The sequence below is a fragment of the Reichenbachiella sp. genome, assembly GCF_965233835.1.
In the GTDB taxonomy this organism is placed as follows: Bacteria; Bacteroidota; Bacteroidia; order Cytophagales; family Cyclobacteriaceae; genus Reichenbachiella.
In genome coordinates this window covers 3,764,322-3,785,698 of sequence record NZ_OZ247585.1, presented here as the reverse complement: position 1 = coordinate 3,785,698, position 21,377 = coordinate 3,764,322, and the positions used below count along the sequence as shown (strand labels likewise).

Sequence of the window (21,377 nt, the reverse complement as noted above, 5' to 3'; positions counted from 1 at the left end):
TTCAAACAATCTGTTGAATAGTGTACAAAAAATTCGTATATTGAATATATACTATTTGTAAGCCAGCAATGAGAATATTGAAGCATTTGACAACCGCCTATGTCCTATTATTTTCTTCTTTTCACATTCATGCTCAGACACCGGAATTAGACAGTCTTCAAAATAGTCTTTCTCTGACCACAGTTGATAACTTAGAAAAAGTTGATCTCCTATTACAAATTTCATTAAAGTCAAATCGCTACGATCTGAACAAAACATTCAAGTATGCTCAGGATGCATTTGGGATTGCTGATTCCATAGGTTATATCAATGGACAAGCACAGGCGCTCAGGATGATGGCGGAGTACTATATGAGAAAACCCGGTAGTGACACGGACACGGCATTAGTGATTTTGAATGAATCACTGGCCAGGCAGCGCGAAACAACTGATGTCATTGGGTTGGGATCAATATATAGAAGTATGGGCACATGTTATTTCTTTTTGAATAAGATTCCTGAGGCCATAGATTACTCTCATCAGTCTCTGGAATTGTTTGAAACATCTGATGCCAAAGAAGAAGTTGCCAACGTTGCTACCAATATCGGTTCTATGCATTTGATTCAACGAAATTTTGAGCAGGCCCTCAATTATTATTTACGAGCGCTTGCCATATTTCAAGAGCTTAACCAACCATTCAAAATAGGCGTATGTACTTACAATATTTCGGATGTCTATCTTACCTTGAACAACATTGAAAAGGCGGAAGAGTATTTGGCGATTTCGATGCCCATATTAGAAAAATTGAATTTGGTGACCATGTTACCCAGTGGACTGAATAGCTATGGCCGGATTTCTTTAAAGAAAGGAGAGTTTCAGTCAGCACTAGCATACTTTAATAAAGCACTTGAACAAAACGAAGCAATGGGAATAGAGTCATCTAAGTGTGATAATCTCATTGGTATTGCGGAGACTTACTTCAAAATGGGACGGTATAATCAAGCGTTGAAATATGGAAAAATAGCATCTGATCTTACCCAAGCAGTTAATATTGTTGAACGAAGACGGGCAATTTTGGAACTGATGCCGCAGATTTATGCTAAACTAGGAAAGTACGATAAAGCGTACGAGACCCATGTCGATTTCAAAACATTAAGTGATAGTTTGTTTAATGAACTCAACATCGAGAAAATAACTGGTCTGGAATATCAATATGAATTTGAAAAAGAGAAGGAAATGTTACTTCTTAAACAAAAAGAGAAGGAAGCCATTCAGCAGGCTAAAATTGATAGGGAGTTACTGCTTAGAAATGGTTTTATTGCCGGGTTTGTTTTGTTGTTTTTGTTTGGTGTTATTTTAGGAAAAAGCCTGATTGAGAAAAGGAAAACGAATCAGGAGTTGGAAGTCATGAATAAGTCAAAAGACGACATTTTTGCCGTCATTTCCCATGATCTAAGATCTCCTGTAGGAAACATTAAAGCGTTTATTGATTTGATTGTCTCCAGTCCTGATCAGATGGACCAGAAAGAGACGATGATGGTGCTGGATAAACTGGGAGCTCAAAGTACCTCGGTATACAATATTCTGGAAAACTTGTTGATCTGGGCCAAGAGTCAACGACAGGGTTCAGTGTTGAATTTAGAGGACCAGCCCTTACAAAATGTGATCACTGAGAATGTCAATTTGCTTCAGGAAAAGTTGAAGCAGAAAAATATTGAGATAGAAAACAAAGTAGATCAAAACCTGAAAATGCCTTTTGATCATACTTTGATATCCACTGTCGTAAGAAATGTATTGGCCAATGCAATCAAGTTTTCTAAGGATAAAGGCAAAATTTTTATCAATGCTATTTCGATAGAGAATGGCATTGAAATCTCTATCTCAGACAATGGCATAGGGATGGATAGTCAGACGTTGCAAGGCCTTTTTGATCAATCGTCCTATCGCTCGTCTACTGGTACACACGAAGAACGAGGCTCCGGGCTCGGGCTCAAATTATGTAGAGACTTTGTAGAAATGCATGGTGGGTCTATCTGGATGGAAAGCAAAGAAGAGGAAGGAAGTACCTGCTTTTTTACCCTTCAGTATGTATGACCTTAGAGTATGATTCATACGAATCAAACAGATCAATCATTAAACTTCCTATAGAATTCCATGATGTCTTGAGCCAATAACTCGGGCTGTTCCAAAGCTGCAAAATGGCCTCCTTTGGGCATGTCGGTCCATTGTGTGAGGTGGTATCCCTGCGACATATAGGCTTTTGGAGGTCTTGATATTTCCTTTGGAAAATTGGCATAAGCAACTGGTGGTTTGACGAAATCATTGGCACCAAATTTCATGGGGTTCTTGCTGTTTTCGTTATATATTCTTACCGAAGAATGTATGGATTGAGTCACCCAATAGAGTGTAACATTAGCCAAAATTTCATCCTTTGTTAAAATGTTTTCAAGGTGGCCTTCATGATCACTCCAGCTGTTCATTTTTTCCACTATCCAGGCACATAATCCAATGGGCGAATCATTCAAACCGTAGGCTAATGTAATTGGTTTTGTACTTTGAATATATGCGTATCCAGCTTCCCTTGCCGCCCATTCTTCAAGTCCTTGATTGTATTTGATCACTTCTGGTGTCAGCTCTTCTTGATTATATGGTTGAAAAGAATCAGAGACATAATTAAGGTGCAGCCCGAGGATATGATCGGGATATTTTTGAGCCAACCGAGTACTTATTCCAGAGCCTATATCTCCTCCCTGAGCGCCATATTTGGTATAGCCCAGTTTAAGCATCAGTTTGTGCCACAGCTCCGCTATATAGGCATTGTCACATCCACGTTCTACACACTTACTAGAGAAGCCAAAGCCTATAACCGAGGGAATGACCAAATCAAATGAAAATGCTTCGTCGTTGGTCAAAAGCGGGATGAGTTTTAGAATTTCTAGAAATGACCCTGGCCACCCATGTGTTATGATTAAGGGTGTAGAGTTTTTACTTCTGCCTTTGATGTGTAAATAATGAATTTGATGTCCATCTATATTAGCAACGAAATTAGGATGAGCATTGATCTCATCTTCGATTTTCCTCCAGCTGAAGTCATGAAGCCAGTAGTTACTCAATTCCTTCATGTATGATAGATTAGTTCCGTATTCCCAACCTGAGTTATTGATCTCATCAGGCCAACGACTGTTTTTAATTCTTAAGTTTAAATCATCCAGGACTTCTTGTCGGATATTGATTTTGTATGGCTCAATCATGCTTGTTTCAATTAATGGGTTTTAAAAATGCTCGTACCCAGATGCTGGTTCGTATGGAACAAACCAGTCCATCTAGGTCGAACGAATCAATTAATAATCTGTTAGGATAAAAGTTCAATCATTTTTTGGGCTACACCCGAAGCTGATGCTGGATTTTGTCCGGTTACTAAATTGCCATCAGATACTACATACTTTTGAAAAGGTTTTTCTTTTGAAAAAATAGCACCTTGTTTAATCAGTTCGTCTTCCAACATGAATGGAATGACATCTATCAGCCAGTGTTTATCTTCGTCCTCTTCTTCTTGAGTAAATGAATTAATCTGCTTCCCTTCTAATAAAAAACGGTTGTCGGATAACTTCACGTTAAGCAAGGCAGCAGGCCCGTGGCAAACCGCCCCAATAACTTTTTCATTTTCATAAACCTCTTTGATTACCCTTTTTACTAATGGATTGTTCAACATATCTGTCATTAAGCCTAGCCCACCTGGAAAGAAAATGGCGTCATAGGCCTCGGTATCTACATTCAGCAGCGTATGGCTAAAGTTTAATCTTTTGAATCCATTGCTTGCCCTGAAGTTTTTGCTCGATGGTTGCGAATGATCATAACCAACGAAAGGTGGCTGTCCTCCTTTGATACTGGCAAAATCTACAGTATATCCCTTCTTGATAAACTCCCAGTAGGGGTCTGCGATTTCAGAAAATTCATAGCCGGCAGCATGCTGGCCTGTACCTGTTTTGTTAGTACTGGTTACAATAAAAAGTATATGTTTCATTAGTCTTTTTTAAGTGTAAACAACGACCTCAAATTCTGATGTATGAGTTGTTTTGAGGTCGCTGCATCTGAATAGTAATTAACCTTTAGCAATGGCTGCCCCTAACTCTTCGTTGGTCATTGCGATGCCATCCATGTTCCAGCTACCGTCTACCGTGTGCACCGCATTTGTCCAAATATGTTTTTTGGGCAAAGTTGCATCTGAGTGTTTGTAGATGATCTCAGTGACGGCTGCAAAGAATTCCTGCTGTACCTTTCTATCTGCCAATGCGAAGGATGGTGATTTGATTTCTACCCAAGCACCTTCTATGGGTTCACCTGCGGAAAAGGTTTCGTTCTTGGGTTGTATGTGTAATTGTGTAGTTACATTGGGTGTCATGACGGTGTTTCCTGCCAAACCGTGCTTTTCAAGAAAAGAATCAGTAATTTCCTTAACTACTTTTCCATGTCTTTCTGAGGCTATCACTCCCTTGGTAATTGTTATTGTAATAGGCATTGTTTATTTGTTTACATGCGAACTTCGTTGTTCATCATGTAGCAAAGCTGGGGAGTGTCAGAAAGAAAAAAATTGTCTTATGACAACGATTTAAAGTTTCGCTTTCAACTTGCTCAAGGTGGAATTGGTCATCCCCAGATAAGAGGCTACAGCCTTACTGGAGATTCTAGAAAGTAATTTGGGTTCATGCTCCATCACCCATTTGAGTTTGTCTATTCCTTCCATTCCGAGAAAACTGTAAATGCGCATTTGTGAATGGATAAACGCAAATTCTATAAACTGATGATAAACACTGGCAAACGAAGGGATTGTTTCCACTAAATGATAGAAGTCTGATCGTTTGATGCGCAAGAGCTCTGAAGGTTCCAATGAAACTAAGCAGTCACGAGATGGTTTTTGAAGTATGAAACTCGTATTCGCCGAAATCAAACTTTCTTCTAGTGCAAAATAGCCTGTAATGTCATTGCCTTTATCGTCTATTTCGTAAAGTCTCAGACATCCTGTTTTAATGAAGTAGAAATGTTTGCAGACTTGACCAATATTGCAAAGCATTTCGTTTCTGACAGTTTTTATGGGTTCAAAGAGAGCATTGATTTGCTCAAGTTCTGAAGCTTCAATGGCTACACGACTTTCTATATATGTGTTAAGTTGGCTATCCATCTGGTTTGATATTAATAAGATTTAACCGCCCAAAAGTAGTCGGCAATCATGGGATAATGGTTGTGATATGACAATAAAATAATCAAGATAAAACCATTATTGCGAGTGGTAGATTCAATTGCGGAAACATGAATCTCATCATCTTTATCTGATTCCATTTACCTTTGTCATTCATGAGTCAAACAGGGACAAAGAAGGGCTTACAATTCACCGGATTTAGTGAAAACATAGCAGGCATACCTTTGCCTGAGCAGTTCACCTATCCCTTCTTTTATGAGCCGCACCCTTTGTGCAAACTTGCGGCTGAGCAACTTCAAAATACCTTAAAAAATCAAACCGATTGGCAACATGATTTCGGTATAGACCATTGGGTAGATGGGGTGAATGTAGGGAAGATGTTTGGTGTCTTGTTGGTTCAAAGTTTGGAAGGTGAGGTGGGCTTTCTGTCCGCTTTTTCAGGAAAGCTGGCAGACGAGCATCATTTGCCCGGTTTTGTGCCTCCAGTAGTAGATTACCTTGCCGTGGATAGCCATTATCGCCAAGGTGAAAAAGCTATCGAAGCGGTCAATCAAGTGCTGTATAGATTGTTGGAATCACCAGAGTACCAGCAAGCTAAAACTAATTGGGAATCAGCGCAAAGTGAATCTAAGGCTGAATTGGCTGAATCAAAAAAACTGCAAAAAGAAGCGAAGAAACAAAGAAGCCTGAAGCGGGAAGGAGGAAGACAAAACTTGACTAAGGAGGCATTTGAGAATCTGGATGAAGCGCTGAAGGCAGAGAGCATGCAAATGCACTACCAAAGTAAGGATTTGGTTAGAAAGTGGAAGGCTGACTTGGCTGAAAAAGAAACAGCATTTCAGATCTGGGAAGAGCAGGCCAGAGCATTAAAAAAGAAAAGGCGTCAGATGTCCAATGATCTGCAACAGTGGATTTTTGATCAATATCAATTCTTAAATATAGAGGGTAAGACGCGTAGCGTTTGTGACATTTTTGAAGAGACCGCTTTCAAAATTCCACCTTCCGGAGCAGGAGATTGCGCATTACCTAAGTTGCTACAATATGCCTTTCTGAATGAATTAAAACCCTTGGCAATGGCTGAATTTTGGTGGGGGCAGTCACCAAAATCTGAAGTAAGAAAGCACGGATATTTCTATCCGTCATGCAAAGGCAAGTGTGAGCCGATTCTTGGACACATGCTGGATGGTATGAATGTAGAAGAAAGTCCGATGGCAAGTGTTTTCACTTCTCGTAAGAGATTAGAAACAATCTACGAGGATGATTCTGTTTTAGTAATCAATAAGCCTCACGAATTCTTGAGCGTGCCGGGCAAGACTAATGCTGATTCTGTTTTAGCCAGAATGCAAAAACGATACCCGGACGCCACTGGTCCATTGTTGGTTCATCGTTTGGATCGAGCGACTTCTGGGCTTCTGTTGGTAGCCAAAACGAAGGAGTCTCATAAAAATCTGCAGGATCAGTTTTTGGACAGATCGATTAAAAAAAGATACAGTGCATTGCTGGAAGGTAGTGTCGTAGGTGAGGAGGGAGTCATTGAGCTGCCGCTGCGCCCGGATATCGAAGATCGCCCTCGACAGCTGGTGTGCTTTGAACATGGTAAACCGGCTACAACTAAGTGGAAGGTCATTAAAAGAGAAAACGGCAGGACTCTCGTACACCTTTGGCCATTTACTGGCAGGACACATCAACTGCGCGTTCATGCCGCTCATCGGGATGGCTTCAATATTCCTATGGTAGGAGATGATTTGTATGGCAAGCCAGACAGTCGATTACATTTGCAGGCGGCGGAGATATCATTTGTTCATCCGATTACAAGCAAGGAGATGACTTTTAGGCTTGATCCTGAATTTTAGGATAACTAATTGCCCATAACCTGATTCGAAATTCCAATCGCTATTTCATTGATTTTATCTGCAGTCATAGCACTTGATTTCTCTTTGCTTTTGCTGTAGAAATTGCTGTACCTGATAGATCTCCAAATGTCCTTGCCCAGTTGTGTATCCGGAATGACGGAAATAAAGCTATCTCCTTCGTACGAAAGCATGTAGTAACCAAAACTATTGTAGAAAACTGGAGCGCCGAGCGTTTCGCTGGGTGCCGGTTGGTAGGAGAATACCATGGGTGTGCATCCATCTTCACAGGCCGCGGCTACCAGCATCTTTTGTCCATTTCGTTCTACATACTGTACCAGCATCTCCTGGGTCGTTCCGCCTTTTGGCGATCGCTCAGGATTCATCAAAAAATATTTACCATCGAGATCGGTAGTTGGGGTAGGTGATTGAGCTTGAACTTCCTGAAGCAGGAGAAAAGAAGGAGTAAACAATAAGGCTAAAATCGACTTCATAGTTTTGGAGTTTGGTTTTGAGAGTCCTAAAATAAAGAATCAGAATGACGATTCAGAAGATGTAAATGAAAAAGCCTTTCTGAAGATTTCAGAAAGGCTTGTTTTAGATTTTGCTTGAGGAGTTAAAATCTGAATGTTGAGTTTTTTCTTATCACGGTGAACTACTACTGACAAGGAAGTCGTCCAATTCGTGCTGCTCAGCCATACTCGATCCTTGAATGTCCATTTCAGGACTAGATTCCTCTTTTTTTGTTATATATACAGGCACTTCTATACGGTGTACTTTATTGATGAAAACAGTGTCTGGTTTAGACTGGATGACTAGCGTATCTACTCTACCGGGAAGCTGTACTGTCACAGCTTTTTCTACAATGACTTCTTTCGAAGGAGACATCCACCAAACAAGCAATGCAAAACCTATAGCGCACAAAAAACTTAAATGTGCTGGAATTTTATAGTTGAGCCACTTGTAAGCGGCACTGTTATGTTTGGATTTAAACTGGTGCATCAGATCACTTTTGGTTGATGGGGCCAATTTTGGAGTGGTCTCAATGCGCAGCTTTAAGATAATGTTTCGAATTTTAGCATAACTCTCCCGATCGGGTAGCTGATTCAAAACCCATTGCTTTTCCGCCTCCGATAATTGATCGTATGTTTTGGTGCGGATCAGGTGGTCGAATTTTTCTAAATCATTCATTGCCATAATTGATCATATTTTTAATTTTCTCCGTAGCGCCAATCAAATTCTTTTTGATATGGAACAATCGAGTCTTTATAGTGCCTTCAGGTAATTCAAATAAGAGGGCTAGTTCCTTGATTGCAATGTTTTGTTGATACCTGAGCAAAAAAAGAGAGCGTCTGTCCTCATCCAATTTTTCTAGCGCTTTATAGATTTCATTGGCCAGGATTTCTTCGTCCAGTTTATTGTCTATCACAGGCAATTCTATGCCCTGGTTTTCTAATTGTTGCAAGTATTCTGTCTCAAAACTTCTTTTTCGATAGGCATTCTTACACATGTTGGATGCTATTCGAAATAGCCAGGGTTGAAAGGATTTGCCTTCATGAAAAAGTTCTGGTTTCTCAATGATTTTTGAAAATAAGTCATGCACGTAATCTTCTGCGAGGCTGCTGTCTGACCAAAGCATACGGTAAAAGTAGGCTTTGAGTCTTAGCGCATATCGGTCATATAGATGTGAAAAGGCTCGATGATCCCCAGCTTTGATAAGGATCATCAGCCTTTCATCTGAATTGTTGGTATAATTTGAAAATAATCCCAACTATTCTTCAATTACTTCCATAAATACTCTGAAGCCTACTGTTGGTTCAGAGTGCTCATATTGCATCACGCTGGTTATTGTACTTTCGTTTGCAGGGTGATCCCAACTTCCTCCCATCGCTTTGCCCTCTTCATCTATCATCTCGGCTATGTTGCCTATTACATCAAACAGACCCATATCATTAGAAAAATAGGTTGTTACTTTATTTGTAAAGGTAAAACCATCACCTATCATCTGGCCTTGGCAGGCAGGTATTTCGGGAGCCTTGGTGTTGGCTAAATAGCATCCTTTATTGTTAATGATACTGTTTCTATACTTAAACCAGTCGAAATGATACCATGGATAGCTTACGCTGTCGTAGTCACCAATTCTATATTCCTCAAAGTACTTCGGTTTATCCTCCCCATACGGCCTGGCTTTCACAATATTGTCTTCAAATACCCAAGATTGAAAGTCCACGTAACCTAACGCAGCCATTGTCCATTCCTGCTCACTGGGCAGCCTGAATTGCACTTTTTTGAATTTCCTTTTCTCTTGCCCATTGTATTGTGCCGTGAGCCATTCGCAGTAGATTTTAGCTGCTTCGTGCGTCATGTCCATGGCTGGATGTTGACTAAAATCGGTTGTGCGGGAGCCCTTGTGTTTGGAGTTTTTGCGTAAGTCAAAGTGGTAACTCTTGTGCATGCCTAATGCAGCACCATCATATTTCGAAAGGTCTATCCGAGCCTTTTGATACAAGTCGTCGTATCCGTTATTGATTAAATAATCTAAAAAAGTCTCGTATTGTTCGTTGGTGGTTTCTGATATGGAGGCATAGATGTTGTCTTTCACTTTGGTCAATTGCTTATCCATTTCTTTTACATTTATTTCCGTTATGACGAAGTTGGCGGACTTCAATCCGTTTTTGTTGAGCAACATTTCTACCCTGCTTTTGAGATGGGATCGGTCAGCTACATTTAGAATTTGATTTGTCCAGTATCCAGACTTCAGTTCATTGCCCGTCTTATCATAGTGCTCTTTCAAAAGTATAAAAGGTACGATATAATTGCCTTCATAGGTCCGTCCGGTAGCTGTTTTGGGTTCTCCATTGAAATCTACCGTGAGGTAGTCCAGGAGGAATTTGTTTTCGATATTCTCTTTTAAAATAGCGTAGTTGTTAATTCTGCTATCGCTCAGTTGAGAGGTAAGTCCTACTACGTACAACCGATCTTCAATCTTTTTTAGGTTCTTTTTTGGCAGCGTGAGTGCAAAGTAAAATTCTCGATTGGGATTGGCTCTAGGGAGCGAATAGCTTAGACTCAGTTCACTTTCTTCAGTAGGTATTTGTAGACCAAGGTCGTCAAGTTTGCGCTTGAGATAAGTTTGATTTGTGGCAAGTTCAAGGTTTATTACAGATACATCCGTTCTTACATTCATTTCATCCTGCAATATCCAAATAGGGATGGTCGTACTTTCTCCCTCGGTAAAAAGGATGCCATTTTCACCAACAGACATCAGTACATTATAGCTGTAGTTGAGGCTGCTTGCATGGAGTTGACTTTGACTATATAACTTCTTGGAAGCAGATTCCCTCCCTTTTTTATTAAGATAAAATTCTGCAAGCATAAGTTCCTCGGCCATCGTAGCTGGTGAATTGCTTAACTGTACAGCATTGGCCATTTGTTTTACTCCGATGTCGCTCCACCCGTTAGTTTTAGCGCTTGCGTATGCCGCTTCAAAAGAGCTCTGAAATTTAGTGGCTATATCAGCAGATATTTCTTCTAATTTTGATTTTGAAACTCCTGAGTAGGCAGCGGCTATAAAATATTCAAGCCAATCGGAAGGGTTGTCAGGATTTTCTTCTAGATAAACTTCCCATGCTTGAAATTTGGATTGATACCAGCTAGTAGTTTTTATTTCCCTCAATTTCGAAGGAATGCTCTCTGGTTTATTGGCGGCAATAAGTTGTTGTCCTAGCAGTAGGACAATAGTCATAACACAAATTCTTTTTATCGTATTCATCATTTACATTTTTTAGTTAAATGACTTCCGGAGGTCATAAGGTATTACACTTGAAATTTACTCGCGTTCAAATACGGTAAAATTATTTTTGTTTAAACACAAAAAAAGCCTTTCCGGTGATCCAGAAAGGCTTCGCTTAATTCGTTTATTTTAGAATTAGTCTTCCAGCGCAGCCACTCCAGGCAATACTTTCCCTTCCATGTACTCAAGTAAAGCTCCGCCACCTGTAGAGACGTAAGATACCTTATCTCCGTAGCCTAGGTTGTTGATTGCAGAGGCAGAATCTCCGCCACCGATCAATGAGAAGCCATTGTTTTCAGTAGCCGTAACTACTGATTCTGCTATGGATTCTGTTCCTGTTGCGAAATTTGGAAATTCGAAAACGCCCATTGGCCCATTCCAAAGTACTGTTTTAGAATTGGCCACTACTTCGCTGAATATTTTTACTGATTCCGGTCCGATGTCTAGTCCCATCCATCCGTCAGGAATTTTGTCTGCATCTACGATGTCAGATTTTGCATCATTATTGAAATCGTCAGCGATTTTGTTGTCTACCGGCAGATACAAGTTTACACCTTTCTCTTTGGCTTTAGCCTCCAGCTCTTTGGTCAACTCCAATTTGTCATTTTCGCATAGTGAGTTTCCAATTTGACCACCTTTGGCTTTGGTGAATGTATAGGACATACCACCGCCAATGATTAAGTTGTCCACTTTGTCTAATAGTTTCTCAATGATCAAAATCTTATCTGAGACTTTTGCCCCACCCATGATGGCCGTGAAGGGTCTGTCAGGATTGTTCAACACTTTTTCAGCATTGTCCAATTCCGCTTGCATCACATAGCCACATACTTTGTCAGTGAAAAATTTCGCCACAATAGTAGTAGAAGCATGTGCTCTGTGAGCAGTTCCAAAGGCATCATTGACATACACATCACCCAACTTCGATAGCTTTTCAGCGAAAGCTTCATCACCTTTGGTTTCTTCTTTGTAGAACCTTAAGTTGTTGAGCAGAAGCACTTCGCCAGCTTGTAAGCCGGCCGCCAAATCTATCGCTTCCTGACCTACACAGTCCTCGGCAAATTTGACGGTGGTACCGAATCTCTCGGATAGTGTGGATACCAAATGCTTCAGAGAGAATTTCTCTTCAGGTCCATCTTTCGGTCGACCCAAGTGACTCATCAGAATGGCTGATCCACCGTCTGCTAGTATTTTTTTTATTGTAGGCGTAGCCGCTTTAATTCTAGTGTCATCAGTGATTTCAAATTCGGCATTCAAAGGCACATTGAAATCTACCCGCACTAAGGCTTTTTTTCCTTCAAAGTTGAATTGATCAAGTGTGTTCATTGTAATTCGTGTTTATTATCTAATAAATTTTATAGCAATCATGACAGCTGTGCTGTCTCTTGGGTCATGCGGTTATTTATTATTAATGTTCATTTTAATTCTCTTTTTTACTCAAGTTTAAATTGAGTGTCGCCAATATTTCTTCTTCGGAAATGGCTCCTTTTCGGAATATTACTGGCGTCTTATTTTCAAACCCGACAATCGTAGATTCTAATCCTATCTCGCTGGTCCCGCCATCTAGAATATATTCGATGCTGTCTCCGATTTGTTCATTCACCTCTTGTGCTGTAGTTGGACTTTCGTGGCCGCTTAGGTTAGCACTGGTTACGGCTAGAGGGAAATCTAATTGATTCAGCAGCTCCAGGGTCATTTTATGATCAGGTACTCTAAGGCCCATGGTCGTACCTCCAGACACCATGATAGGTGACACATTGTTGCTGGCCTCAAATATCAATGTAAGTGCACCGGGCCAATATTTTTCAGCAAGAATCCGAGCACCGTTGGGAATGTTTTTCACAAAACCGTTAGCCTTTTCGATATGATCTACTTGAGCTATAAGTGGTTTGTCTTGTGGCCTTTTTTTTACCGTGAATATTTCCTTAAGTGTTCCCGTTTTCTGCGCATGCCCAGCCAGTCCATAAACCGTATCGGTAGGTACGGCCACCAACTTTCCGGCCTTTAGCAACGCCACCGCATGTGATATGTCAGTTCCTATTTTTGCCATTTTGAATAAACGAAATGCGAAGGTACAGAATACATTGAAAATAGGAGTTTTTCTTCGCAAGATTCCTATTTTTGGAGCATGTCTTTGTTGCCATTTTATAAAGAAGGAATTGTTGAAGCTGGATGCGATGAAGCTGGACGTGGTTGTTTGGCAGGGCCTGTTGTGGCAGCTGCCGTGATTCTTCCAACTGATTATAAACACCAGGTTTTGAACGATTCTAAAAAGCTTAGTCTCAAGCAGCGTAATGACATAAAGGACGAGATTAAATCTGATGCGATTGCCTGGGCGATTGGTGTAGTCTCGCATACCGAGATTGATGAAATCAACATACTCAATGCTTCCTTCCTTGCTATGCATCGGGCGGTGGATCAGTTAAGGACTAGACCTGAATTGCTTCTGATTGATGGGAATCGTTTTAAACAGTATCCTGATATCCCGCACGAAACTATCATCAAAGGTGACGGTAAATACTACGCCATTGCTGCAGCTTCTGTATTGGCGAAAACTTATAGGGATGAGCTAATGAGAGATTTGCATCAAGAATTTCCGGAGTATGGTTGGCAATCCAATGCAGGCTACCCAACTAAGGCTCATAGACAGGCCATTCGTGACTTTGGTGTCACACCGCATCACCGTAAAAGCTTTCGGTTGCTTCCTGAACAGCTTGAATTATTTTAATACATGTGTAGTTAATCTATTACTTCTATAAGTAATAATTGAATTATGCTAATAATGCATGAGCTAATTACTCATATATGAGTATTTACATTCTCTATAATTCTGGTGTCATTTGAATACCATCCTGCCTAGGAATAAAATTTCAAACAAAACCAGAATTATGAAGCTAGTTTACAATTCATGTATAGTGATGTTGTTTGCAGCATTACTATCCATTTCAAACTCATTGGCACAAGAGGGCCAGGTGATTCCTTTCCAAGGAACATTGTATCAAGGGGGTACCGCAGTGAACGGTACTGTGAATATTACATTTACCATAGCTGATCCGGCATGGACAGAAACACATAACAATGTAAGTGTAACCCAAGGGGTGTATGCCGTAGTGTTAGGTGAGGCTACAGCGTTTCCTGATGACCTATTTACCACAGGAACTACACCAGATTTGGTTGTGAATATTGGTGGTAATGATGTAGCAACTGTTGCACTGCATTCACCTTTTATCAGTAAAGCTATAGTAGGTCAGAATATGCCAGGTCAGATTGAAAGAACTTTTGATGAGGATGGTACAGAGTTCAACGGACTAACTATGGTTGTTGATGGCGTTGGAGATGCGCAGACCTCTGCCTTTGAAGGAGTAGCACAGTCGGCAACTCAAAATACTGGGGTTGAAGGTTTTGCCGTTTCTGGGAATGGCAATGTAGATACTCAAAATGGATTGTATGGTCAAGCTGCTGGTGATGGAACAGGGAACCACCGAGGAGTGATGGGCTATGGTGCCGGGGGTGGAAAATATAATCATGGAGTGAAAGGTTATGCTGCGGGTACAGGTGATGGGTCTACCGGATACAACTTCGGAGAAGGCTCGATCAATTTTGGAGTCGAGGGTAATGCTGGAGGAAATGCCTGGAATAATACTGGCGTAGAAGGTTCTAACTTCGGTACCGAAGGGGTAACCAATTTTGGTGTGCACGGTATATCAAGTGCTGGGTCTTCTGATACAGTGTCGAATTACGGAGTGTCAGGTAATGCTTTTGGTGTTGGTCGAAATTACGGTGTATATGGCCTTGCTGGTAATGGAACAGAAAACTGGGCAGGATATTTTGATGGTGACGTAAACGTGAATGGAGACCTGATGGTCAATGGACTACCAATTAATACTGGTGGAACGGGAAACTCATCTGGGGTATTTGATTCCATACAAGTGCAAAATTCCAACGATGAAGTAAGAGCTAAATTGACTTCATACGAAAATGGAGGGTTGGATTTGTATGACCGTCTTGGTGAAAAAACCTTTCAATTGATGTCTAATGATACGACCAGTCATTTTTTTATGTATAATGACAGAATAAGGAGCTCCAATGGCAATCGCTATCCGGGGTTTTGGATGAAAAATTACGACTGGGGAACATATTTTCAAATGGTTGGCGTACCTGAATCTGATGACCCTGATTGGGAAAAGCTTGGAGAGGCATATATCCAGACACATGGAACAGGAGCAACTTTTACATTGGGTGCTGGCAATGAGGGTAAAGTACGAGCTCGGGCAGGTGAAGATTATGGACAGCTCAATATTTATTCTAATGAGTGGAAAAGTTCGCTTCAGATGGGAGGTAAATTTTGGGAAGGAAGGTCTGATTTAGGTTATATGGCGATTTATGGTTCACCGGATACTTTGGATATGATTATGATGCAGGCTACTTCGTATGATGATGGCTCACCTCAGGAAATGGGAGAAATTACCTTATTCGGCACGGATGGTTCTTCTTTTACCATTAATGCTCATGGTCTTGGCAAATCTGCCAATGGTGTATTCGGAACAGAAACCAATGACTATGTTAATATTGGTGCTAAAGAGTGGGAAGGCAATAACGGAGATCAAAGGGGTTTTATCCATTTATCTGGAACAGATGATGGTTTACCTAATGGGGATACACAAAGGATTTATTTGGATGTGGATGATTATGGAAATGGAAGTTTTGGAGTTCTCGGTCTTAAAAATTATCAAGATGATGGTGGAGGAAATGGATTGACCACTATTAGTTTGAATGGCGAAAATGGAGATGTCTATGCCGAAGGAAATATCGCCTCAAGAGGACTTGAAGTCAATGACCCAACAGGTATAGGTTCTACTCGACTTGGCATGGCTGGTCCGAATGGTGACGAAGCTTTTGTCAGTCTTTGGAAAAATGGGAATGAATTAATCTTACTAAATACTTTTGATGACGGGGATGAGAGAGGGCATATTTCGGTTTCTAGTTCTACGAACGGTACTTCTGTAGATATTGACGGAAATGGAAACATTAGAGCAAGTCAGATAAATTTGAGTAGAGGGGCAAATGATTATGTTGGAATTGGCAATAAAGAGTGGGAAGGAAATGGAGGAGATGAAAGAGGTCGAGTCTATCTAGATGGTACAGATGATTTTGGTAATGGAGATATTAATAGGGCCTCTATCGAAGTAAATAATGAAGGAGCAGGTAGCTACGGTTACATTGGATTAAGAAGTTATCAAGATGATGGAGGAGGAAATCCTATGGAAACGATTAGCATCAATGGTGAAAATGGAGACATTAGTGCCAATGGTAACATTTGGACCCCACGCACCGAAATACAAAGTAATTGGGGTAATGATGGCCAAGGAGCTATGATCCTAAGAGATGCTAATGATAACTGGCGTATTCAAGCTTCAGTAGACGATGATGGTTCTTCGAATTATCATGGTTATATGTTCATTAGTAATAGTACCGATCAAAGTGGTATAGAAATGAATGGTAGTGGTAGAATTGACTTCAAAAATGCTTCCGATGGCGGTCTGAATGCTTTAGAAATGGGACAAGGAGGAGATGCTGGCTTCATCAATATAAACGATGCATCCAATTCAAGTTCGATTAACATGGACGGTGCTACAGGTAATCTCTGGACTAGAAAAGCTGAAATGATTAGCAATTGGGGTAACTCAGGAAATCAAGGAGCTTTCCTTATGAGAGATAATAATGACGATCAGCAAGTAAGGTTTTCGGTGGATGATGACGGATCAGGGAATTATTGGGGACAGTTAGAGCTTTCTACAAATCAGGGAAATGATTCTCGTATGAATATTAGTTCTGGAGGAATAAATATGGGCAACAATGCTTATGATAATGGCATTGTGATGAACTATGATAATTCTGGTGGGGGCGTATTTGAAATGTATGCGGGAAGCAGTTTACAAGCCTTTATCAATGGTTCAAATGGTGACGCCTCGTTTCAAGGTGAAGTAGTTGCCAATTCATTTTTAATAAATGACCCCGGTGATGGTGTTTCCATGAGTAGAGATAGTGATGCAGGTGATGGTGATGGTATTGGCGGTATAGTAAATGTTAATGGAGATGGGTTTGTTCATATTAGTGGGGTCACTGGTGACATAGATATTTCTGGGTCCTACAACAACACTTCCGACGCACGTTTCAAGAAAAATGTAAAATCCATTGACAATGCCTTAGCCAAAACGCAGCAATTGAACGGTTACACTTACAATTGGAATAAGTTGGCTAAGAAGCAAAAAGGCATCACCAACAAAGAAGAACAGGTAGGCATATTGGCTCAAGAGCTGGAAGCAGTATTCCCTCAATTGGTGAAAACTGATGACGAAGGCTACAAGTCTGTAAACTACGCTGCCTTGACTGCCGTGTTGATCGAAGCAGTGAAAGAATTGTCAGAGCAAGTAACGAATCTGCAAGGTGAGAATGCCGAATTGAAGGCAGAACTGACCAAAGTGGATGAGCTTGAAATCAAAATTGACCTTATACAAAAACTATTAGCCAAGCAGGCCTTGACTGGAAATGAAGCAACGGCTTCAAGATAATTGATTGTTTGATTGTTTAACTAAAACACAAAAGACATGAAAACGACAAGATATTATCTTATGAGTTTAATGCTGCTCATGGTGCAGACGCTGGTGGCGCAGCCGGATACCTTGCTGGTGCCGAGTACACTCCATATTGGGTCAGGCTGGGGCAGCAACGGTGGCTATACGACTTTTGGTATGGCTGGACAATACGTCCAGGGAAAAATCGCCGGAGGAGACTACACAGGAAAAATAGGCTATTTGCTGGGTGACCTCGCCGAACCGGAGGTGAACGAACCACCGGTCGCCATTTCTACTTCTGTGCAGTTTTATTACGAATTGGGCGATATTCTTGAACTCGATGGCTATGACCCAGAAGGGGCACCAATTGAATTTGAGATCACGCGTGCTCCTGAGTATGGTACATTATCACTTGCAGATGGAGTTACCACTAATGAGTTGTTGTTGACACCAAATCCTGATTTGCTCCCAGATATTATTTATGAGGACACTTTAGAGTTTCAAGTAAATGAAGTGAACACAACTGAGAGTTCTAACGTGGCTCAGGTGGTATTTAAGTTCTTACTTGAAGATACTCCTCATGAAGTTACTGGACTGAGCAAAGCTTCAGATACGTTTACGCTGACATTTGCGGATACGGTATTCAATGCCAATTATGGTGTAGATGTGAATTACTATAACATAAGCGATCCCTTGAATGCGCAATTTGTAAATATTCAAAATGGGTCGGTAGATGCAGGGTTGCTTGATTATGCTTCATTGTCGGCTTCTTATTCATTTGCAGTGGATGAAAGCACGCATAGTTATTTATATACTACGGACCAGGTGCTCGTTACTGTTTTAGTTACGGCACCAAATGGTTATTCGTCCTTCAACTCCTTTATCCTGGATAACGCTGCTGGAGGTAGAATATTAGCTAGCGAAGATGGAGACTATTTTGTGGTAGGAAGCGATATGTCAGTACCCGAAAACAAATCAGTTGCCGTCAAATTGGTAGCTGTAGATTTTGCAGGGTTTGATGCTGAACCCACGGTGGAATGGACGAAAAATCCTGATCAAGGTGTGCTTGGGTCGTTGACTCTTGTGGAATCGTCCAACAACATCCGTATTTGGGAAACGACTTATACCGCTACCGCTGAGGTCGGTGGAGATGATGATTTTACTTTTAGGGTGTTTAATCCCATACGCAATAGCTACGAATCTGGCGAGGTGACTATGGCTATTCAGGAAGTAAATGATGTGCCACAATTGTCAGATATTCCAGATCAGCAATGGGCCGAGGATGACTCAAAATCAGTTACGCTGACCTATTCAGACCCAGATAATGCACTGATTTTTGATACAGAATCTGACAACCCAGATATCATGGCTGAAGTGGTAGACGGTGTGCTAGAACTTAGTTCAACTGCCGGGTACTATGGAGTAGCTACGATCAATGTTTGGGTAGAAGAGGTGGGAACAGATGAGGAGTATCTGGTGCTGAAGCAGTTAGATGTGGAGGTGACACCTGTTAACGATGCTCCTGTTTTAGCGGCTGTAGGTGATCAGACGGCTGATGAGGATGAAACTATTTCTGTTAACCTCAGTGCCACAGATGATGATGGAGATGTGATTATTTTTAGCTATTACGGATCCATTGCAAATCCTGGACTGGCAACAGTAGAGTTTTCGAATAACACGCTAAGCGTAGTTCCAAGAGCCAATGCCAATGGGTCATCAACTGTAACTGTGGTCGCCGATGATGGGTCCGGAGCGAGCAATGCCTTATCTAATACAGTGACATTCGATGTGACTTTCAACGCGGTAAATGATGACCCGCAAGTGGAATCTGAACTAGAGGATCAGGTGTTGGTAGAAAGCTTTATTTCCTATGATGTTGACTTTTCTTCTTATTTCTCTGACGCAGAAACGGCTTCATCGGGCTTGACTTATAGTGATAATTCAGGCGGAACAGTGGTAAGTATCACTGGATTGGGGGCAGGAACTTCAATAGCTACCATTAGTTATGTTGGGACTGGAACAGAGACGGTGACGTTTTCTGCCTCGGATGGAGGAGGAGGCACGGATGCTTCCTTTGATGTGGTCTTTACAGTAAATGCCAGTCCAATTGAGCTTTCTGTTGCAAATGAAATAGTTCTTTCAGCCCAAGATGAAGACTTTGGTACACTAACTGTTGATATTTCTGATGTTTTTGCAGATAGCCGGGATGCCAATGCTGTCTTTACCTATAATTTGCTAGGTGCTAGTTTAGTCAATGCTTCGATCGATGGTGAAATGATGACATTGACCAGTACGTCAAACGCTAATGGTAGTAATGACATGGTACTGGTTGGAACCACAAGTGGAGAGTCTGTGATTGAAGAGTTTAACCTTACGATAAATCCAATCAATGATCCACCGGTAATTACCTCTGTTTCTAACCAAACAATGAAAGAGGATGGTGTGTTGGAAAATCTTTTGATTGAGATCAAAGATCCGGAAGGCGATTCATTTACTTACTCAGTGGTTTCGGGTGATCAGTCTTTGCTGACAGATGCTAATATCGTACAAACCGATAATCAGGGTGATTTCTATTTCCTATCATTGACTCCGGAAGCTGATGAAAATGGCTCGACTGTAATCACCATTACAGCAGATGATGGTGATACTTCAGAGGAGGCCTTTACATTGAATGTTTCAGGAGTGAACGACTTGCCTTATGTTGATGGTAGTTTGTCTGACTTGAACCAGGACGGTGATTTTAATACAGATATTACCACTTTGTTCGATGATATAGACAGCGAAACCTTGACCTATTTGGTGGAAAGCAAACCGGATTGGATGTCTCAGAGTGGGGATATTTTAAGTGGCAGCCCTACCAATGATGATGTTGGTATTGATCAGGTTACCATATTAGCCTCCGATGCTGGGGGATCTGTTAGAGCCACCTTTGAGTTTGCGATTATCAATGTAAATGATACGCCTGAGGCTGTTCAGACAGCAGGAACAAGGTCTGTGTTTACTGGTGAAGTATTCAGCTTTGATTTTCCTGAAGGAAATTTCAAGGACATTGATGAAGGTGATGTATTGACCTATACGGTAGAAAGCAAACCTGATTGGCTGGCCAACATCGGAGGAACGGTTTCTGGTACACCCACCTTAGCTGATGTTGGTCAGAGTCAGGTGGTATATCGAGCGACTGATGGATCTGGTGCTTTTGTAGAGGATGTCCTTACACTCAATATATCAGAATTGACTTATGACGTTACATTGTCTTTTACTCAGTCTAAAAGTTGCCTAGGGGGAACCTCATCTGTTTCTGCAAGTGGCGCTTTCGACTATAGGTGGTATGATGATAATGATGAGTTACTCCAGGATGGAGGAAATACCTTTGAATCTACGACAGCTACTACGTTGTTTGTTGTAGGAGTGGATGGTCAGTCTACAGAAACAGATGAAAGGTTTGAAACAAACATTGACTTTAATCCATTGCCAGAAGCTACGCTTACTCAAGAAGAAGATTTGTTGAAGGTGGCTGACGTGGAAGGTTATACCTATACCTGGTCATTGGACGAATCTAATATCAGCGAAGCCACAGGTGCTACTTACGAACCTACAGCAAGCGGGTCTTATCAGGTGGTCGTAGTATCTGATCTGGGATGCTCGTCTACATCAAATGCGCTAGACGTCACTATCATAATTCCAGAAGAACCTGAAGAAGTTCTTGGCTTAAATGATCCGTCTGAAGAGGTGACACTCTTTCCAGTTCCGGCTAGAGAGCATTTGACACTTCACTTGCCGAAAGCTTGGCACAATGCTCAGCTTAGCGTAGTGAATATGCAAGGACAAGAAGTCTTTTTCAGGGACCAGTTGAATAGTTCTGAAATTAAGATTGACCTCTTCAATTATCAAAGTGGCGTTTACTTTTTGAAGCTTCGAATTGAATCTCAGCAGTTAAACCTAAAGTTTGTTAAGGAATAATATTAAGTAATCCACAACATGTAAAAG

At 41.1% G+C, this 21,377-nt stretch carries 15 protein-coding genes; 5 read left to right on the top strand and 10 right to left on the bottom strand.

Going from position 1 to position 21,377, the window contains the following annotated elements:
• Positions 1 to 68: 68 nt before the first annotated feature.
• Positions 69 to 2,072 (top strand): tetratricopeptide repeat protein, encoded by a 2,004-nt coding sequence (locus ACO6S2_RS16055; RefSeq protein ID WP_422359578.1) that lies wholly within the window; start codon positions 69 to 71, stop codon positions 2,070 to 2,072.
• Between the two features lie 32 nt (positions 2,073 to 2,104).
• Here ACO6S2_RS16055 and ACO6S2_RS16050 read toward each other — a convergent pair whose 3' ends face one another.
• The 4 genes from ACO6S2_RS16050 to ACO6S2_RS16035 form a co-directional block, all read right to left on the bottom strand.
• Positions 2,105 to 3,229 carry an epoxide hydrolase family protein gene (locus tag ACO6S2_RS16050; RefSeq protein ID WP_422359577.1) on the bottom strand — a complete coding sequence of 375 codons (1,125 nt, stop codon included), beginning with the start codon at positions 3,227 to 3,229 and terminating at the stop codon, positions 2,105 to 2,107.
• Positions 3,230 to 3,330: 101 nt separating this feature from the next.
• Positions 3,331 to 4,002, bottom strand: a complete 672-nt coding sequence (locus ACO6S2_RS16045; protein WP_422359576.1) for a type 1 glutamine amidotransferase domain-containing protein — start codon at positions 4,000 to 4,002, stop codon at positions 3,331 to 3,333.
• Positions 4,003 to 4,080: 78 nt separating this feature from the next.
• Entirely contained in the window at positions 4,081 to 4,497 is a 417-nt protein-coding gene (locus ACO6S2_RS16040) for a hypothetical protein (RefSeq protein ID WP_422359575.1), read from the bottom strand.
• A gap of 90 nt (positions 4,498 to 4,587) precedes the next feature.
• Positions 4,588 to 5,157 (bottom strand): Crp/Fnr family transcriptional regulator, encoded by a 570-nt coding sequence (locus ACO6S2_RS16035; RefSeq protein WP_422359574.1) that lies wholly within the window; start codon positions 5,155 to 5,157, stop codon positions 4,588 to 4,590.
• Between the two features lie 173 nt (positions 5,158 to 5,330).
• On the opposite strand from ACO6S2_RS16035, the gene ACO6S2_RS16030 reads away from it, so the two are divergent.
• Positions 5,331 to 7,028 (top strand): pseudouridine synthase, encoded by a 1,698-nt coding sequence (locus ACO6S2_RS16030; protein ID WP_422359573.1) that lies wholly within the window; start codon positions 5,331 to 5,333, stop codon positions 7,026 to 7,028.
• 5 nt (positions 7,029 to 7,033) lie between these two features.
• On the opposite strand, the gene ACO6S2_RS16025 is transcribed toward ACO6S2_RS16030, so the two are convergent.
• The 6 genes from ACO6S2_RS16025 to ACO6S2_RS16000 form a co-directional block, all read right to left on the bottom strand.
• A complete protein-coding gene (locus tag ACO6S2_RS16025; RefSeq protein ID WP_422359572.1) occupies positions 7,034 to 7,519 on the bottom strand; it encodes a hypothetical protein in 486 nt (161 codons plus the stop codon).
• Between the two features lie 151 nt (positions 7,520 to 7,670).
• Positions 7,671 to 8,222 (bottom strand): hypothetical protein, encoded by a 552-nt coding sequence (locus ACO6S2_RS16020; RefSeq protein WP_422359571.1) that lies wholly within the window; start codon positions 8,220 to 8,222, stop codon positions 7,671 to 7,673.
• Positions 8,209 to 8,751, bottom strand: a complete 543-nt coding sequence (locus ACO6S2_RS16015) for an RNA polymerase sigma factor (RefSeq protein ID WP_422359570.1) — start codon at positions 8,749 to 8,751, stop codon at positions 8,209 to 8,211. The genes ACO6S2_RS16020 and ACO6S2_RS16015 overlap by 14 nt, the downstream gene beginning before the upstream one ends.
• Before the next feature lie 45 nt (positions 8,752 to 8,796).
• Positions 8,797 to 10,770 (bottom strand): formylglycine-generating enzyme family protein, encoded by a 1,974-nt coding sequence (locus ACO6S2_RS16010; protein WP_422359569.1) that lies wholly within the window; start codon positions 10,768 to 10,770, stop codon positions 8,797 to 8,799.
• Positions 10,771 to 10,953: 183 nt separating this feature from the next.
• On the bottom strand, positions 10,954 to 12,141 hold the full coding sequence (locus ACO6S2_RS16005; protein ID WP_422359568.1) for a phosphoglycerate kinase: 1,188 nt from the start codon (positions 12,139 to 12,141) through the stop codon (positions 10,954 to 10,956).
• A 94-nt stretch (positions 12,142 to 12,235) separates the two neighbouring features.
• Positions 12,236 to 12,865: an L-threonylcarbamoyladenylate synthase gene (locus ACO6S2_RS16000; RefSeq protein WP_422359567.1), complete on the bottom strand. Its 630-nt coding sequence runs from the start codon at positions 12,863 to 12,865 to the stop codon at positions 12,236 to 12,238.
• A 78-nt stretch (positions 12,866 to 12,943) separates the two neighbouring features.
• Here ACO6S2_RS16000 and ACO6S2_RS15995 point away from each other — a divergent pair, with 78 nt between their 5' ends.
• The 3 genes from ACO6S2_RS15995 (at position 12,944) to ACO6S2_RS15985 (ending at position 21,350) form a co-directional block, all read left to right on the top strand.
• The gene (locus ACO6S2_RS15995; protein ID WP_422359566.1) at positions 12,944 to 13,543 is read left to right on the top strand and encodes a ribonuclease HII; all 600 of its coding nucleotides are present in this window, start codon (positions 12,944 to 12,946) and stop codon (positions 13,541 to 13,543) included.
• A gap of 160 nt (positions 13,544 to 13,703) precedes the next feature.
• Entirely contained in the window at positions 13,704 to 17,387 is a 3,684-nt protein-coding gene (locus ACO6S2_RS15990) for a tail fiber domain-containing protein (protein ID WP_422359565.1), read from the top strand.
• Between the two features lie 36 nt (positions 17,388 to 17,423).
• Positions 17,424 to 21,350: an Ig-like domain-containing protein gene (locus ACO6S2_RS15985; RefSeq protein WP_422359564.1), complete on the top strand. Its 3,927-nt coding sequence runs from the start codon at positions 17,424 to 17,426 to the stop codon at positions 21,348 to 21,350.
• Positions 21,351 to 21,377 lie beyond the last annotated feature (27 nt).